General features: G+C 68.0%; 16 protein-coding genes. 6 read left to right on the forward strand and 10 right to left on the reverse strand.

What is annotated here, in order from left to right; all coding sequences use genetic code 11:
• Positions 1-15: 15 nt before the first annotated feature.
• Positions 16-1326 (reverse strand): glucose-6-phosphate isomerase, encoded by a 1311-nt coding sequence (locus VI123_RS08490; protein WP_336337627.1) that lies wholly within the window; start codon positions 1324-1326, stop codon positions 16-18.
• A gap of 103 nt (positions 1327-1429) precedes the next feature.
• Here VI123_RS08490 and VI123_RS08495 point away from each other — a divergent pair, with 103 nt between their 5' ends.
• Together VI123_RS08495 and VI123_RS08500 are read left to right on the forward strand one after the other, a co-directional pair.
• Positions 1430-1969 carry a hypothetical protein gene (locus tag VI123_RS08495; protein ID WP_336337628.1) on the forward strand — a complete coding sequence of 180 codons (540 nt, stop codon included), beginning with the start codon at positions 1430-1432 and terminating at the stop codon, positions 1967-1969.
• Between the two features lie 80 nt (positions 1970-2049).
• Positions 2050-2517, forward strand: a complete 468-nt coding sequence (locus tag VI123_RS08500; protein WP_336337629.1) for a DUF5812 family protein — start codon at positions 2050-2052, stop codon at positions 2515-2517.
• Between the two features lie 6 nt (positions 2518-2523).
• Here VI123_RS08500 and VI123_RS08505 read toward each other — a convergent pair whose 3' ends face one another.
• On the reverse strand, positions 2524-2838 hold the full coding sequence (locus VI123_RS08505; protein WP_336337630.1) for a hypothetical protein: 315 nt from the start codon (positions 2836-2838) through the stop codon (positions 2524-2526).
• A 100-nt stretch (positions 2839-2938) separates the two neighbouring features.
• Here VI123_RS08505 and secF point away from each other — a divergent pair, with 100 nt between their 5' ends.
• Both secF and VI123_RS08515 read left to right on the forward strand, forming a co-directional pair.
• Complete coding sequence (secF, locus tag VI123_RS08510) at positions 2939-3799, forward strand: protein translocase subunit SecF (RefSeq protein WP_336337631.1); 861 nt, start codon at positions 2939-2941, stop codon at positions 3797-3799.
• Complete coding sequence (locus tag VI123_RS08515; RefSeq protein WP_336337632.1) at positions 3796-5352, forward strand: preprotein translocase subunit SecD; 1557 nt, start codon at positions 3796-3798, stop codon at positions 5350-5352. The genes secF and VI123_RS08515 overlap by 4 nt, the downstream gene beginning before the upstream one ends.
• A gap of 482 nt (positions 5353-5834) precedes the next feature.
• Here the strand turns inward: VI123_RS08515 and rnhB are convergent, their stop codons facing one another.
• The 3 genes from rnhB to VI123_RS08530 all read right to left on the reverse strand — a co-directional run bounded on the left by rnhB (position 5835) and on the right by VI123_RS08530 (position 8970).
• Complete coding sequence (gene rnhB / locus VI123_RS08520) at positions 5835-6470, reverse strand: ribonuclease HII (RefSeq protein WP_336337633.1); 636 nt, start codon at positions 6468-6470, stop codon at positions 5835-5837.
• A 56-nt stretch (positions 6471-6526) separates the two neighbouring features.
• The gene (locus VI123_RS08525; RefSeq protein WP_336337634.1) at positions 6527-7804 is read right to left on the reverse strand and encodes a tRNA pseudouridine(54/55) synthase Pus10; all 1278 of its coding nucleotides are present in this window, start codon (positions 7802-7804) and stop codon (positions 6527-6529) included.
• Positions 7805-7869: 65 nt separating this feature from the next.
• Positions 7870-8970, reverse strand: coding sequence for a mechanosensitive ion channel family protein (locus VI123_RS08530; RefSeq protein ID WP_336337635.1), 1101 nt, complete (start codon positions 8968-8970; stop codon positions 7870-7872).
• A gap of 90 nt (positions 8971-9060) precedes the next feature.
• On the opposite strand from VI123_RS08530, the gene VI123_RS08535 reads away from it, so the two are divergent.
• Both VI123_RS08535 and VI123_RS08540 read left to right on the forward strand, forming a co-directional pair.
• Entirely contained in the window at positions 9061-9873 is an 813-nt protein-coding gene (locus VI123_RS08535; RefSeq protein ID WP_336337636.1) for an undecaprenyl-diphosphate phosphatase, read from the forward strand.
• Positions 9874-9928: 55 nt separating this feature from the next.
• Positions 9929-10795, forward strand: a complete 867-nt coding sequence (locus tag VI123_RS08540; RefSeq protein ID WP_336337637.1) for a CheF family chemotaxis protein — start codon at positions 9929-9931, stop codon at positions 10793-10795.
• Between the two features lie 166 nt (positions 10796-10961).
• On the opposite strand, the gene VI123_RS08545 is transcribed toward VI123_RS08540, so the two are convergent.
• The 5 genes from VI123_RS08545 to VI123_RS08565 form a co-directional block, all read right to left on the reverse strand.
• Positions 10962-11186 (reverse strand): hypothetical protein, encoded by a 225-nt coding sequence (locus VI123_RS08545; protein WP_336337638.1) that lies wholly within the window; start codon positions 11184-11186, stop codon positions 10962-10964.
• A gap of 202 nt (positions 11187-11388) precedes the next feature.
• Positions 11389-11604, reverse strand: coding sequence for a hypothetical protein (locus tag VI123_RS08550; RefSeq protein ID WP_336337639.1), 216 nt, complete (start codon positions 11602-11604; stop codon positions 11389-11391).
• A 45-nt stretch (positions 11605-11649) separates the two neighbouring features.
• Complete coding sequence (locus VI123_RS08555) at positions 11650-12123, reverse strand: universal stress protein (protein WP_336337640.1); 474 nt, start codon at positions 12121-12123, stop codon at positions 11650-11652.
• Between the two features lie 4 nt (positions 12124-12127).
• Positions 12128-13801, reverse strand: coding sequence for a sodium:solute symporter family transporter (locus VI123_RS08560; protein ID WP_336337641.1), 1674 nt, complete (start codon positions 13799-13801; stop codon positions 12128-12130).
• The gene (locus VI123_RS08565) at positions 13798-14259 is read right to left on the reverse strand and encodes a DUF4212 domain-containing protein (protein ID WP_336337642.1); all 462 of its coding nucleotides are present in this window, start codon (positions 14257-14259) and stop codon (positions 13798-13800) included. The genes VI123_RS08560 and VI123_RS08565 overlap by 4 nt, the downstream gene beginning before the upstream one ends.
• Between the last annotated feature and the right edge of the window lie 12 nt (positions 14260-14271).

Genomic DNA, 14271 nt, shown 5'->3' on the forward strand with positions numbered 1-14271 from the left:
GTCCGTGACGGCGGCCTAAAGGGACTCCGTTTCGCCGATACGGAGCCGCTCGCGCTCGTCGACGACCGCCGTCTCGTCGGTGGCTTCGCCGCGGATGAGCGCCCGCGTGGCGTTTTTCCCCCACTCGACGGCCGGCTGGGTGAACGTCTCCACGTCGGCGAGTTCGCCGACCAGGACGCAGGCGGCCTCCATCGCGTACAGGAGTTCGCCGAGGCTTTCGGCGTCGAGCCGGTCGATTTCCACCTCCAACGCCGGTCGGTCCGCCGCCGGCAGGCTCGCCACCGTCGCCTCGTACTCGGCGTCGATGAGGCCGCCGAGGTCGGTCCCGGCGAGGTACGAGAGGTCCTCGTGGTCCGGGTCGGGAATCGCCACGTCGGCCCGCTCCCGTGGTCGGACGAACGTGACGACCTTGTCGCGGTGGCCGGCCCGGTACAGCTGGAGCTGGGAGTGCTGGTCGGTCGCGCCGAGCGCCCGCGCCGGCGTCTGGCCCCGGTCGTCCTTGCCCAGGCTCTCGGCCCAGAGCTGTGCGAACCACTCGCCGAAGGACTCCAGGCGCTCGGCGTAGGGCATGACGGCGTTGACTTTCGCGCCCGCTTCTTCGAGCGCGTAGGCCATCGCGCCGTAGGCGTAGGCCGGCGAGTCGTACAGCGACGGCGCGAGGTCGTCGGCCGCGGCCCGGCCGCCGTCGAGCAGCCCCTCGATGTCGATGCCGAGGATGGCCGGCGGGACGAGCCCGACCGCCGACAGCGCGCTGAACCGGCCCGGAACGCCCTCGGGCACCGGCAGCGTCGGCAGGTCGTGCTGGTCGGCCAGCGCCCGGAGCGGGCCGGACTCGCCCGTCGTGACGACGATGCGCTCGGTCCAGTCGACGCCGCGGTCCTCGTAGGCCTCGCGGACGACGAGGAAGTTCGCTAGCGTCTCCGCGGTCGTCCCCGACCGGGACACGACGTTGATGGCCGCGTCGGCGAGCGTGAGGTCGTCGAGCGTCCGCCGGACGTGTTCCGGGTCGACGTTGTCCAGGACGACGTGGCTGCCCGGGTCCTCGACCAGCGCCTCGGTGATGGTTTTCGCGCCCAGCGCGGAGCCGCCGATGCCGACGGTGATGACGGACTCGGCGTCGTCGACCGGGGCGACGGCGTCCCGAATCGTCCCGGCGTCGGTCGTCTCCGGGAGGTTCAGCGACGCGTAGCCGAACTCGCCCTCCGCCCGCCCCTGCTCGATGCGGTCGTGGGCCGCGGCCACCCGCTCGTCTAGCTCCTCCAGCGTCGCTCGTTCGACGCCCGGGTCGGCGGCACTGGCAAGCGCGGCTCCGATATCGACGTGCATACTGGGGGTGTCGACGGGCGGGTACAAACAACTCCCGGAGAACGCGGGGCGGCCTCGGCCGGACAACACCGCGCTTAACCTCGCCCTCACCCTATCGACAGCTATGACAGACGCGACGGCAGAGCAGTCCGTCACGGACGACGACCGGCCCGAGCCCTACAGCGGGCTCCCCGGCGCGTTCCCGTACGCGTTCCGGGCCAGCGACTCGCTGCTGTTCAAGGCCTACGTCCCGGTCGCGCTGCTACTCTCGGCGGCGATTACCCTCGTGTTCTCGTTCGGACTGATAACCCAGCTGGCCGAGACCGGGCGCGTCCGCGGCGGGACCTTCACCTTCTCGCGGAGTTTCTTCCTGTTCGTCGGGCTGTTGCTGGTCGCGCCGCTGCTGGCCCCGGTGCTGTCGGTCGCGCGCCGGCACCGGCGGACCGTCTCCTCGGTGAGCTACGACCGCGCCATCGCCCTCGCCGCGTTCCTGTTCATCGGGTCGATATACCTCGCGCTGCTGACCTCGGCACCGGCGGCGCTCCGCGAGCCGACACAGAGCGCCGTCGTCGGGTTCTTCTACTCGCTGTCGCCGATTGCCGGCGTCGTCCCGCCGCTGCTCGCGACGCTGCTGATGTATCTCACACACCGGCTGCTGAAGTAGCGGGCAGGCCTCCCGCCGGACGAGACCCGAGCCCGTCCGTGGTCGAAACGGGCAAGAACGCCCGCCGCCAACGTCTCTCCATGACAGCGATTGAGGGGACGTTTCTGGTCACCCACGCCGACGACACGTCGGCGACGCTTCGGAACGTCGCGGACTCGCAAGTACTGACACTGTCGGACAACCCCGGCGTCGAGGCCGGCGAGGTCGTCGAGGGGACGGTCGAACCCGAGCCGCCGATGGAGGTCACCTACACCGTCACCGACGTCGACGACCGCCGACGCATCCCTGTCGAGGAGGTCGACCTCGCGCCGACGACACAGGCGACCGACGTCGCCGCCGACCAGGCACCGGGCGAGCTAACGACGGTCGAACGCGCCGGCGAGGGCGAGATACACGTCTTGACTGTCCCGGAAGCGGAGACGGCCGCGGCCGCCGCCGACGTCGTCGAGGACGAGGCCACCGTCTCGCGGGCGGCCAGGCTCGGCGTCGACCGAGTCGAGGTCCGGACGACCGACGGCGTCGTCAGCGTGCGATATCTGCCGGACTGAGTCGCCCTACTCGGTCGGCCCCGCGGCGCTCTGGACCCGCCAGCCGCCGGCGACCCCGCAGGCCTCGCGCTCGGTGTAGACGAACGCGGTGTCCTCTGTCACCCGCGGTCCGCCTTCGACGGACTCGACCCGCAGCGGGAAATCGAGCGTGTCGCCACAGCAGCCGACGCCGACGAACTCCGTCCACACGTCACCGGGCGCGGCGGTGTCGTGTGTCTTCCGGAGGTACGCGCGGAACGGCGAGCCGTCGATTTTGTCGCGGCCCCAGCCGCTGAGGTCCGCCGGATAGGAGAGTTCGACCCTGGTTGCGCTGTCGGACATAGACGGACGGACGTGACGCGATGGCATAGCTGTACGGTACGGCCCTGTCAGTGGCGGGGATTGAGAAGGCTTATTCGCCCCCGTCTCACACCGTTCGGTCATGTTCGAGTTCGAGGTCCCGGAAGTCGATTACACCAAGTACTCGAACCGCCAACTGGTGGCGGTTCCGCTGGTGGTGCTCGGCCTGGCGCTCGCGGTGCTCGGTGGCTGGTACCTGGTCACCGGCGCGCCGGTCTCTCCGAGCATCGACTTCACCGGCGGTTCGGAACTCACCGTCGAGTCGTCCCTCTCACAGGCGGAACTCAGGGCCGCCTTCGACGAGCCAGTGGTCTCCGTCCAGCAGGTCGAGGGCGAGAGCCGCTACATCATCACGTTCGACTCGTCGAACCTGGAGCCAATCGAGGAGACCGCGCGGTCGAGCGACCGGATGGAGTTCCTCGGTAGCGGGACGACGTCGCCGATATTCGGCCAGGAGAACCAGCGGCTGGCGGTCGTCGGCATCGGCGTCGCCTTCCTCGGGATGAGCCTGCTCGTCTTCGCGATGTTCCGCTCGATTGTGCCGAGCATCGCCGTCGTCCTCTCTGCGTTCTCCGACCTGGTCATCCCGCTCGCGGTGATGAACCTCCTGGGCATCGAACTCTCGCTGGGGACCGTGGCCGCCCTGTTGATGCTCATCGGTTACAGCGTCGACTCCGACATCCTGCTGAACAACCACGTCCTCCGGCGGTCCGGCGGCTTCTACGAGTCTACCTATCGCGCGATGCGGACCGGCGTGACGATGACGCTGACGTCGATGGCGGCGATGGCGGTGATGGCGGTGTCGGCGACGATATTCGGTATCGAACTGATGGCCGCCATCGGGTTCGTCCTCGTCGTGGGGCTTGCGGCCGACCTGATGAACACCTACATGCTCAACGTCACGCTGCTTCGCTGGTACAAGTACGAGGGGGTCAACCGATGAGCACGCTCAAGGAGAACTGGCGCGTCGTCGCGCTTGTCACGCTGTTGCTCCTCAGCGCCGTCGCGCTGTTCATCCCCGGCGTGCCGCCGGGCACGTCCGGTTCCGAAGGGGCCGGGGCCGCGAACCAGTCGACGAACCTCCAGTACGGCATCCAACTCAGCGGCGGGACCCGCATCCAGGCCCCCATCGTCGGCACTACCGCCGAGGGCGTCGAGGTCGAACCTGCCGACGAGACCGCCCTCGCACAGTCGATGTCGGACCGGCTGGGCGTCGACCCAATCGACGTGCGCGTTTCGAACCGGACCGAAACCGTCGAGGTGTTCTCGAACAACGCGACCGCCGACGAGGTCGAGTCAGCGCTCGAAGCCGAGGGGTACGAACCCAGCGAGGTTCGCCCCGGCGTGACCCGGGAGACTCGGGAGAACATGGTGACGGTCATCGACGACAAACTGCGCGAGTCGGCGCTGACGGGGGGGTCCGTCCAGCAGGTCAGCTCCCCGGGCGGCCGGAGCTTCATCAGCGTCACGGCCCCCGACAGGGGTCGCGAGGAACTCATCGGCCTGCTCGAAGAACGCGGCGTCGTCCGGGTGTACGCCGTCCACGACAACACCGAGAACGGTACCTACGTCCGCGAGGAGGTCCTCTCGCAGGGCGATTTCGCCGGCATCGGCTCGGCACAGCGAAGCGACACGCAGGGGACACACGTCCCGGTGACGGTCAGACAGAGCGTCGCCGAGCGCTACGCGAACGACATGGTCGAGGCCGGCTTCGGGAGCGGGTCGACCTGCCGCCGCTCGGACTACGACCACGACAACCTCCAGAACTCGCAGGCGGACTGTCTGGTGACGACGCTGAACGGCGAGCCGGTGTTCGTCGGCGGCGTCGACCCGGGCTTGGGTGAGTCCTACCGGAACGGCGAGTTCGTCAACAACCCGCAGTTCATCATGCAGACCAGCAACATGTCCGAGGCGACCGAGCTGGAACTGGCGCTGAAGGCCGGTCGCCTCCCGGCCCCGCTCGACTTCGACAGCGCGGAGAGCCAGACGCTCTCCTCCGCGCTCGCCCAGGAGTTCCAGCAGCGCTCGCTCCTGACTGGCATCCTCGCGGTCATCGCGGTGAGCCTGGTCGTGTATCTCCGGTACGGTCGGCCCGAGGTCGCCCTGCCGATGATAGTCACGGCGCTGTCTGAGGTGTTCATCCTCCTCGGGTTCGTCGCCTTCGTCCAGTACCCGCTGAACCTCTCGCACCTGGCCGGGTTCATCGCGGTCATCGGGACGGGGGTGGACGACCTCATCATCATCGCCGACGAGATACTCCAGCAGGGGAAAGTCGAGACCGGGCGCGTGTTCCAGAGCCGCTTCCGCAAGGCGTTCTGGGTCATCGGCGCGGCCGCGGCGACGACTATCGTCGCCATGAGCCCGCTGATGGTGCTCTCGCTGGGCGACCTCTCCGGGTTCGCCATCATCACCATCGTCGGCGTGCTGGTCGGCGTGCTGGTGACCCGGCCGGCCTACGGTGACATCCTCCGGAACCTCGTGCTGGACGAGGACTGAACGGTCCCGTTCAGCCTGCTCACTCAGGTCTTGCCGTCGGCGACTATTTTCATGATACTGAGTGTCATATTATTTTAGATTGACTTATTATCCCGTCGGTCCAAGCTACACATCCCGCCGGATGCGGGGAGCAATCGGACGACGGGTCTCAGACTGTCCACACAGGACGGAACGGGACGCGTTGGGGGCAACAACCGAGCGGTCCGTCACACGACTCCGAGGTGAACGCTCCGAAGGAGAACCGAACCAGCCCACCGCCGGCCCGGCCGGCCGGACCGGTGCGAAGGCCAACTACCGGACGCCACGTAAGTGACGTTCGGGAACCCAGCACGCCGACAAAACCCGGTGCGAGCCCGGGTAAAGCCCGAGAGGGCGAGGCCGGTGCAAGCCCGGCTACAGTCGGACACGCGCTGGCAGGGCCGTACGGGCTGTGGAAAACAGCTCCCGTCCGACTCCACACCGCCTCTGTCGGGGTCTCCCGTTCAGAAATCGCCCAGCGACGCCTGTTCCGCCGCGGCCAGCACGTCGTCACACGTCGACCACGACCGGCGGGCACACGCCGGCAGTTCGCCGTGGCGGTCGACGTACTCCGCGAGGAACGCTCGCGTCGTCGGGTCGCTGGGATAGCCCGACCCCACGTCGCCGTACGCATCGGCCAGCTCCGCGACGTGTGCGTCGCGGGCCACCTTGGCGACAATCGAGGCCGCGCCGACCAGCGGGTCCGTCTCGTCGGCCCCGTGTTCCGCCCGTACGGTCACGTCGGCTTCGACCGCGTCAGCGACCCGGCGACCGAACCGCGCCGCGTCGGTGTCGCCGGCGTCGACCGTCCCCGACAGTCCTTCGCGGGCCACCGACGAGAGCGCCGCCGCCTGTGCGTCGACGGTCAGCGTGTTCATGTCCGTCCCGTCGGCGTCGATGCGCTCGACCGGGACCTCGGCGACCCCGACGGCGTCGGCCGACTCGCGTATTTCGCCGGCCAGTCGCTCCCGGCGCTCCGGCCTGATAGCCTTCGAGTCGCCGACGCCGTCAGGCAGGGCTGCCGGGTCGGCCCTGACCGCGGCGGCGAACATCGACCCCAGGACCGGCCCTTTCCCGGCTTCGTCGACGCCGAATCGCATGGCTGTCTTCTGGATGGCACTGCAAAAACAGCTTCCGGTTGGACAGCGGCCGCGTGCTACTCCTTGAGGTACTCGGCTTTCGCGAACGGCTCGTCCTCGCCCTGCACGTCGATTACGTCGAGGGCGGTCACCACGGCGTCGGTGCCGAGCAGGCCGGCCAGGCTCGGCTCCGTGCGGCCCTCGTCGCTGGAGACGAGTTCCTTCACGTACAGGCCGCCCTCGCCGTGGATGCGGAGGTCGGCGTGGCGCTCGTCGGTCAGTTCGCCCTCGGCGTCGTACACCGTTCGCGTCCGGGTGATGTCGGCCCGGCGATGGGTGACCCGCTGGGGCGTCTCCTGCTCAACCGTGGTGCCGTTCAGTTCCGCCAGCGCGTCCCGGAGCGCGTCGGCGTCGACCGGCTCTCCGAACTCCACGTCCATCCGGTAGGTCTTCGAGGCGTCCAGTTCCTTGACGCGCTCGACCATCTCGTGGGTCGCCAGGCGGAGGTCCATCACTTCGACCTTCCCGTCGGCGAAGGCGTTGATGTCGGCTTCGAGTTCGTCGGTGTCCACGTCGCGCTTTCGGGGTTCCATCACCTCGATGACGAACGGGCGACCGGAGTCGAGCATCAGCGCGTCGACGTCTTCCCGGCCGGCACCGTGGAACACCGCCTTCTCGCCGTCCATCGCCTCCAGTACCACCGGTGCGGACAGTTGCTCGACGCTCTCGTCGTAGCGGTACCCGCTGCCGCCGCAGCCGTCGCAGGGCTCGCCCTGCCACAGCCCGGTCCCGTTGCAGTCGTTGCAGGGCCACTTCGTCTGGGGGATGTCCCGTTCGAGCTTCCGGTAGCGGCCGTAGACGAACGCGGAGTTGACGTGGGTCTCGACCTCGTCCGTGGCGAGGTCGAGCGTGAGCTGGACCGCCGGGCGGCCGAACTCCACCTCCGCGCCGGTCAGGTCGCCGATGCGCTTGCCGACCTCGCGGTTGAGTTCGGTCTTCAGCGCCTCGCCGGCGTCCTCGTCGAGTCCCACGTCCTCTCGAAGGAGGGCGTCGTTCTCTTCGAGCAGCGGCGGCACCTTCGTCCCGACCTGGTAGGTGTCGAACTCGTAGCCGCGGACGGCGCTGGCGGCCTGTTGGGCCCACCAGTCGAAGCGGTCGCACTCGCCTTCACAGACCCAGCAGTCCTCGCCTTCCTCGAAGGGGTCGTCGTCCGCGAGCGCGACCGTCACCCGCAGGGCGTGGCCCCGCTGGGCGTTGGCCAGTCCGAAACTCCGGTCGGCGAAGAGCCGGCCGAGACAGGAATCACACAGCGGCCCCGTCGCAAGCGCCGCGCGGGCGTCCTCCAGTATGCTCATTGCCTGAGCCGACGCGTCGCCCCCGTAACTGCGTTTCGACCTCTCGGTCGCGGGACGGGTCGGCCTCACTCGCCCGCCACGCCGTCCGCCGTGTCCTCCGGCGCTCGGTCGACGCGGTCGCCGTCGTCCGCCGTGGAAATCGAGACGGACCGCTGGGGGAACGGGATTTCGACGCCCTCGGCCTGGAACCGCTTGTATATGGCGCTGTTGAGTTCGTGCGTCGCGCGGGCCGTCAGGGCCGGGTTGCCGACCCAGCACAGCAGTTCGAAGTTCAGCGCCGAGTCGCCGAACGTCCGGAAGCGGACCCGCGGGCTCGGCCGGTCCTGAACGAGGTCCTCGGCCTCGGCTATCTCCAGGAGCACCTCCTCGACCCGGTCGATGTCGGTGCCGTAGGCCACGCCGACGGGGACGCGAATCCGCCGCTTGCGCCGCGGCGTCGACTCGTTGACGATGGCGGCGTTGTTGAGCTTCGAGTTCGGGACGGTGACGAGGATGTCGTCGCGGGTGCGGATGACCGTCGAGCGCACGGAGATGTCCTCGACGCGGCCCCGCTCGCCGGTCTCCAGCACGACGAAATCGCCGACCGCATACGTGCCGTCTAGGTACAGCGACAGCGAGCCGAAGAAGTTCGCCAGCGTGTCCCGGGCCGCCAGGCCGACGATGATGCCCATAATCCCCGCCGAGGCCAGCAGCGGCGTCACGTCGATGTCCCACAGAATCAGCAAGAGCAGGATGCCGCCGCCGGAGACGAGCGCGCTCCAGACGTTCTGGAGAATGGGAACCATCTGACGGTCGATGTACGCCGAATCCGTCGCGACCGCCGACGCGCGGCGGCCGATGCGCAGCAGCGTCACCATCCAGACGACGACCACGACCGAGAGGGTCCCGGCTTCGAGCGAGACGGCGACGGCCGGCCGGACGTCGTAAATCTGTGCGCCGGCGTAGGCCCCGCCGAGCCCGACCGTGACGTACATGGCGGTGTGAATCCCCCGGAAGACGATGTCGTCGATGTCGCCCTCGATGCGGGGCGTGACCTGCCGGAGCAGTCGGTCGCCGAACACGCGGATGCCCAGCGCCAGGGCGACCCCACCGCCGACGAGTAGCAGAAACCCCTGCCAGGCCGGCAGCCCCGACAGCAGGTCCACCGCCTCGCTTCCCAGTTGCATGCCCCCCGCTTGGATACCGGCGGTATATATACTGTCCCGTCAGCGGGCCGAACCGAACCGCCTTTGTCCCGCGGCGTCCGCTCCGTGGGTATGAACCCGATTCTCGTCGCCGTTCTGCTGGGCCTGTTGCAAGGGGTGCTGGAGTGGATTCCGGTCTCAAGCGAGGGCGGCGTCGCGCTCGCGTCGACGGTAGTCACGGGCGTCTCGCCCGCCGCCGCGACCCGCCTCGCGCTCTTTCTCCACGCCGGGACGGCGGTCGCGGCCACGGCGTACTACCGCGCCGAGGTCGGGACGATTCTGCGTTCGATTCGCAGGCTCTCCCGCCGCCCGTTCGCCGACGAGACGGCCGACCTCTCGTTTATCGTCGTCGCCACCGCGGCGACCGCCGTCACCGGTCTCCCGGCGTACATGGCCCTCGACGCTGCCGTCTCGGAGCTCGAGGGCGGGCTCTTTCTGGCGCTGGTCGGCGGCCTGCTCGTGCTGACGGGCCTGCTCCAGCGGTTCGCCGTGGTGCTGTCGCTGGGCGAGCGCGCGGTGCCCGACTGGGTCGACGCCGTCCTCGTCGGGGTCTTGCAGGGGCTGGCTATCCTCCCCGGCGTCTCCCGGTCGGGGACGACGGTCAGCGCCCTGCTGCTCCGGGGCCACGAGGGCGAGTCGTCGCTTCGGCTCTCGTTCCTGCTGTCGATTCCGGCCGCCCTCGCCGCGAACGCGCTGGTGCTGGTCGACGACGGCGTGCCGGCAATCGACCCGCTGCCGGCCGTCGTCGCTCTGGCCGTCAGCGCCGTCGTCGGTTACCTGACCGTCGACGCGCTCGTCCGGCTGGTGCGCCAGGTCCCGTTCTGGGCGGTCTGTACGGTGTTTGGCGGCCTCGGCGTCGTCGGCGGCCTGCTCGTCGCGCTGTGAGCGCAGTGCTGGAACTTATTTATCCTTCGGCGACGAATCTCAAGTATCAGCGGCTATGAGTGGTGACGAACGCAAGCTAGTCGACACGTCGGGGGACTTCCAGTACGTCGTCCGCGACGGCGACCAGGTGTCCGACCCGCAGTGGCGGTCCTGTCGACTCATCGTCACCAACAAGCGCCTCGTTCTGGCGACGAACGGCTCGAAACAGCCGATTCCTCACTCCAATATCACGCTTCCCTCGGACCCCGACGACATGGTTCCCGACGGCGGCACCGGCGGTGCGACCGCTCTGGAGGTAGGCAACAACGTCTTGCTCGTCGACACGCCGAACCTGGACGACTTCGAGACGGAGTACGTCCGAGCCACCCTCCAGGGCGAGGTCATCCTCGCGCGCCAGCAGGCCGTCGTCGGCGGCGTCGTCCAGGAGGACGCCGAGTGGAGCAAGGCGCGGTTTCAGCTGGACGAGGACGTCATCCGCCTCCAGTTTCCCGGCGGCGAGCGCATGTCGTTCGAAATCGAGGACGTCGGGACAATCGAGACCGGGACCAGCACCGTGATGGGGCAGGAGCGGTCGGTCATCGAGGTCGAACACACCGACGACGAGGGCCGCAGCGTCGAGACGCACCTGTCGGGGATGGACCACCACACCCGCGCGCTGGAGACGCTGTTCACCCGGGTCGTCGAAGGCCGCGAGGACGACTACGAGCTCTCGGAGATGGAGAGCCAGGTGCTGATGGCGCTGTATTCGGGCGTCTCGCCCTTCGAGATGTCGGATTTCGTCGGGACGACACCGGACGAGGTCGAGGAAATCTATCAGAAACTCCTCGATATCGGCGCGGTCGACGAGGTCCGGGTCCGCACCGAGGTCGCGCTGAACGCCCAGGGGCGGAATATGGCGAGTGAAGCGATGAGCGAGAAGTAGTGTGGCGCTACGCGCCACAGAACGAACGGCGAAGCCGTGAGTAGCGAGGGGCGCCGACCACAGGGAGCGGCCCTCGGACAGCGAGCGGGGCACGCTAGTGACCCGCAGCGACCCGTTCCCGGCGGTACTTGACCGGTTCAGGCCACGCTCGGACCGCCCGTCGCCGCTACTCTTCCGGGAAGTCCACGTCGTCGGCCTCCATCACCGACACCCCGTCCGGAAGGTCGGACTCCGGGACCGGCGTCAGGGTGAGTACGTCGCCCGCCTCGGTTCGAACCCACTCCTGTCCCGTCTCCTGACTCCAGTCGTGTGGTTCCCAGTACCCCGACTCGAAGCGCATCCAGATGTCGAGACCACTGTAATACTCTCCCGTTGAACTTTGGTATATCATTGCTGGGTCCACCGCGTCCGCTGCCGTCGAACAGGTCAATGAACCTACATGGTATTATTACTACCGACGGGACCGAAAATCGCCAAACCTGAGAATAGAGGGTGCCTGGACAGGACAGGGGCGGTACGCTTTCCGAGAGCATCGCTAGCACGCAGGTGTGTCGACTCGGCGGCGCTGTGGGTGGCCCGGAAACGGGGCCGGGCTACTGCTGTTGCAGCGCCAGTTCGAGCGACCAGAAGAAGCCGTAGTACGCGACGACGCCGCCGGCGAGCGTGAGGTAGTAGGCCCACTGTGGAGCCGACAGCAGGTCGAAGATGACGCTCACGGCCGTCACCCAGGCGATGGCGAACACGAGGTCGACGAACATGCCACGCTTGTGGTCGCGCACGTGGTCGCGGATGGTGTCGACGACGCTCATCGGTGGCCTCGCGTCGGCCGTGGTCGAGTCAGTTCCATGGTCGTGTCAGGCTTCGACCTCGGTGTCGCCGTGGACGTCGACGACGAGGACGGGCAGGCGGGTCCGGCGCAGCACCTTCTCGGTGACGCTGCCGAGGATGACGCGCTTGAGCCCCGACCGGCCGTGGGACCCCATCACGACGAGGTCGATGTCGTTGTCCTCGACGAACTTCCGGATGGCGCGGGCCGGCTCGCCGGCGGTGACGTGTTCCTCGACTTCGATGCCGTGTTCGGCGGCGCGGTCCCGGACGTAGCCGGTGGCCTTGTCCGCCGCCTCTTTGACCTCGGTCATCTCGTCGAGGTGGCCCTGCCGGATGCGGTCGACCTGCTCCGTGCCCAGCGAGTAGCTGGTGGCATCGACGTCGACGACGTAGAGCGCGTGGACCGTCGCGCCGTACTTCGAGGCGATGTCTATCGCCTGGTCGACCGCGTTCTCTGCGGTTTCGCTACCGTCCGTCGGAACGAGGATGTGTTCGTACATTGGTTTAGTCGTCTGCAGGGGTACCGCCGCTACCGCCGCTTTCGCTCACGATGTCTTCGGCGGACTGTTGCTGGCCCATCGGTTCGGGGCTGTGACACTGTCTGACCATCCGCTTGGTCTCCATCGGTGGCTCCTCGGTCACCAGCGAGACGGCGATGGTGACGAGGAACACCAGCGGCGTCCCGACGAGCGCCGCGCCGATCGGCGGGACGTACTGGGCGTAGATGGGAATCAGCGCGCCGCTCTCACCCGCCGCCGCACCGAGCGCGCCGATGTAGTTCGGCAGGACGCTGTTGACGACGGAGCCGATCCACAGCAACAGTCCGACCGTCATGCCAGCGAGCGCGCCCTCTCGGTTGGTGTTCTCCCACCAGAGGCCGAGGAAGAACATCGGGAACAGCACAGTGCCCGCGAGCGAGAACGCGTAGGCGACCAGTTCGCCGATGAGCGCGGGCGGGTTGAACGCGGTCACGGTCACCAGTGCGCCGATGGCGACGATAGTGGCCCGACCGATGAGCACCTGCTGGCGCTGGGTCGCGTCGGGATTGATGAGTTCGGTGTAGATGTCGTGTGCGACCGCCGAGGAGGCCGTGATGAACAGCCCGGCGGTGGTCGCGATCGCCGCGGCCATCGCGCCGGCCGCGACGAGGCCGACGAACCAGGTCGGGAGGTTGGCGAACTGCGCGGCGAGCACGACGATCACGTCGCCTTCAGCGCCGGACATGCCGCCCTGTGCGGCGTAGGCGTCCGTACCGGTCACTTTGCCGAAGAGGTCGACACCGAAGGCCGCCATCGCGGGCGCGGCCCAGTACAGCAGGAGGATGAAGAACAGCCCCCAGACGCAGGACCAGCGCGCGGTCCGCTCGTTCTCGACGGTGTAGAACCGAACCAGGACGTGCGGGAGGCCGCAGGTCCCGAAGATGAGCGAGAACGCCGTCGCGACCCAGATGTAGTAGGAACTGGCTCGGAACGGGGCCGAGAACTGGCGGCCGAGTTCACTGATCAGCGCGCCGTACTCGATCTGTGGCAGGATCGTCGAGTACCCCTGCGAGAAGCCGACGACGTAGACGCCCGCGAGGAACGCGATGATGAGGATGACGTACTGGACGGCCATGTTCTTCGTCGCGCCCAGCATCCCCGAGAGCGCGAGGTAACCGACGGTGATGGTCATCATCACGACGATCATCGGGATGATGTCCAGCCCGAAGACGTACTGACCGACCAGGCCCATGCCGCGGGCCTGTCCGACGGAGTAGACGTACGCGATAAGCAGCGTCGTGAACGCCCCCAGCGCGCGGGCGGTCGGCGAGTTGAACCGGTCGCCGACGAAGTCTGGCGCAGTGTACTTCCCGAACCGGCGCATCTGCGCCGCGAGGAAGATGAGCAACACGAAGTAGCCGGTGGTCCAGCCGACGATGAACGCCAGGCCGTAGAAGCCCGAGAGCGCGACGAGCCCGGCCAGTCCGAGATACGAGGCGGCGGACATCCAGTTCGCGCCGATGGCCATCCCGTTCTCGATGTTTCCGATGCCGCGGCCGGCGACCCACATCCCCTCGGTGTCGGCCACCTTGAACACGTAGCCGATGACGAGGAACGAGGCCATCATCAGGAAGACGAGGATGGCCGGGACGAGCTTGAACGAGATGTCGAGCGCCTCGGCCTGCAGGGGGACCGTCACTGCTCGACACCCCCGTCCGTGGCCGCGGCGTCGGCCTGATCACCGTTGTCCGACTCGATGTCGGTCTCGACCACGCTGGGGTCGATACCGTACTTTTCGTCGAGCGCGTCGCGCTTGCGTGCGTACCAGAAGGCGAGTATCAGCGCGCCCGTCGGGCCGCCGAAGGCCACCGTGAAGTAGTGCAGCGGAAAGCCCGGCGGAACCGTTATCGACGTCATCGTCTCGGGCGCGATAAGGGTCAGCGTCACCGGTCCGAAGACGATGAGCGCCCAGACGATGAAGCCGGACCACACGATGCGCAGGTGATCGCGCATGAACGCCGTACTGGGGCTCAGGAGGTTCACCTCCTCTTCGAGGTAGTTCGTGTTTTGATGCTTCTGTGCCGCGTCCGTCGTCGTCCCGCCGTCGGGAGCGACAGCGCAGCCGCTACTGCTGTCGTGGGTGTCGTTTTCTCTCATGGTCGGCGTCGG

Source organism: Haloarcula sp. DT43 (assembly GCF_037078405.1).
GTDB classification, from domain to species: domain Archaea; phylum Halobacteriota; class Halobacteria; order Halobacteriales; family Haloarculaceae; genus Haloarcula; species Haloarcula brevis.

What these genes read in the sequence shown, in the direction of transcription:
- VI123_RS08540 (WP_336337637.1), top strand. Translation starts at nt 9,929, where the DNA reads ATGAGTGGTGACGAACGCAAGCTAGTCGACACGTCGGGGGACTTCCAG.
- secF (WP_336337631.1), top strand. Translation starts at nt 2,939, where the DNA reads ATGTTCGAGTTCGAGGTCCCGGAAGTCGATTACACCAAGTACTCGAAC.
- VI123_RS08545 (WP_336337638.1), bottom strand. Translation starts at nt 11,186, where the DNA reads ATGATATACCAAAGTTCAACGGGAGAGTATTACAGTGGTCTCGACATC.
- VI123_RS08530 (WP_336337635.1), bottom strand. Translation starts at nt 8,970, where the DNA reads ATGCAACTGGGAAGCGAGGCGGTGGACCTGCTGTCGGGGCTGCCGGCC.
- VI123_RS08515 (WP_336337632.1), top strand. Translation starts at nt 3,796, where the DNA reads ATGAGCACGCTCAAGGAGAACTGGCGCGTCGTCGCGCTTGTCACGCTG.
- VI123_RS08555 (WP_336337640.1), bottom strand. Translation starts at nt 12,123, where the DNA reads ATGTACGAACACATCCTCGTTCCGACGGACGGTAGCGAAACCGCAGAG.
- rnhB (WP_336337633.1), bottom strand. Translation starts at nt 6,470, where the DNA reads ATGCGATTCGGCGTCGACGAAGCCGGGAAAGGGCCGGTCCTGGGGTCG.
- VI123_RS08495 (WP_336337628.1), top strand. Translation starts at nt 1,430, where the DNA reads ATGACAGACGCGACGGCAGAGCAGTCCGTCACGGACGACGACCGGCCC.
- VI123_RS08535 (WP_336337636.1), top strand. Translation starts at nt 9,061, where the DNA reads ATGAACCCGATTCTCGTCGCCGTTCTGCTGGGCCTGTTGCAAGGGGTG.
- VI123_RS08550 (WP_336337639.1), bottom strand. Translation starts at nt 11,604, where the DNA reads ATGAGCGTCGTCGACACCATCCGCGACCACGTGCGCGACCACAAGCGT.
- VI123_RS08525 (WP_336337634.1), bottom strand. Translation starts at nt 7,804, where the DNA reads ATGAGCATACTGGAGGACGCCCGCGCGGCGCTTGCGACGGGGCCGCTG.
- VI123_RS08565 (WP_336337642.1), bottom strand. Translation starts at nt 14,259, where the DNA reads ATGAGAGAAAACGACACCCACGACAGCAGTAGCGGCTGCGCTGTCGCT.
- VI123_RS08505 (WP_336337630.1), bottom strand. Translation starts at nt 2,838, where the DNA reads ATGTCCGACAGCGCAACCAGGGTCGAACTCTCCTATCCGGCGGACCTC.
- VI123_RS08490 (WP_336337627.1), bottom strand. Translation starts at nt 1,326, where the DNA reads ATGCACGTCGATATCGGAGCCGCGCTTGCCAGTGCCGCCGACCCGGGC.
- VI123_RS08500 (WP_336337629.1), top strand. Translation starts at nt 2,050, where the DNA reads ATGACAGCGATTGAGGGGACGTTTCTGGTCACCCACGCCGACGACACG.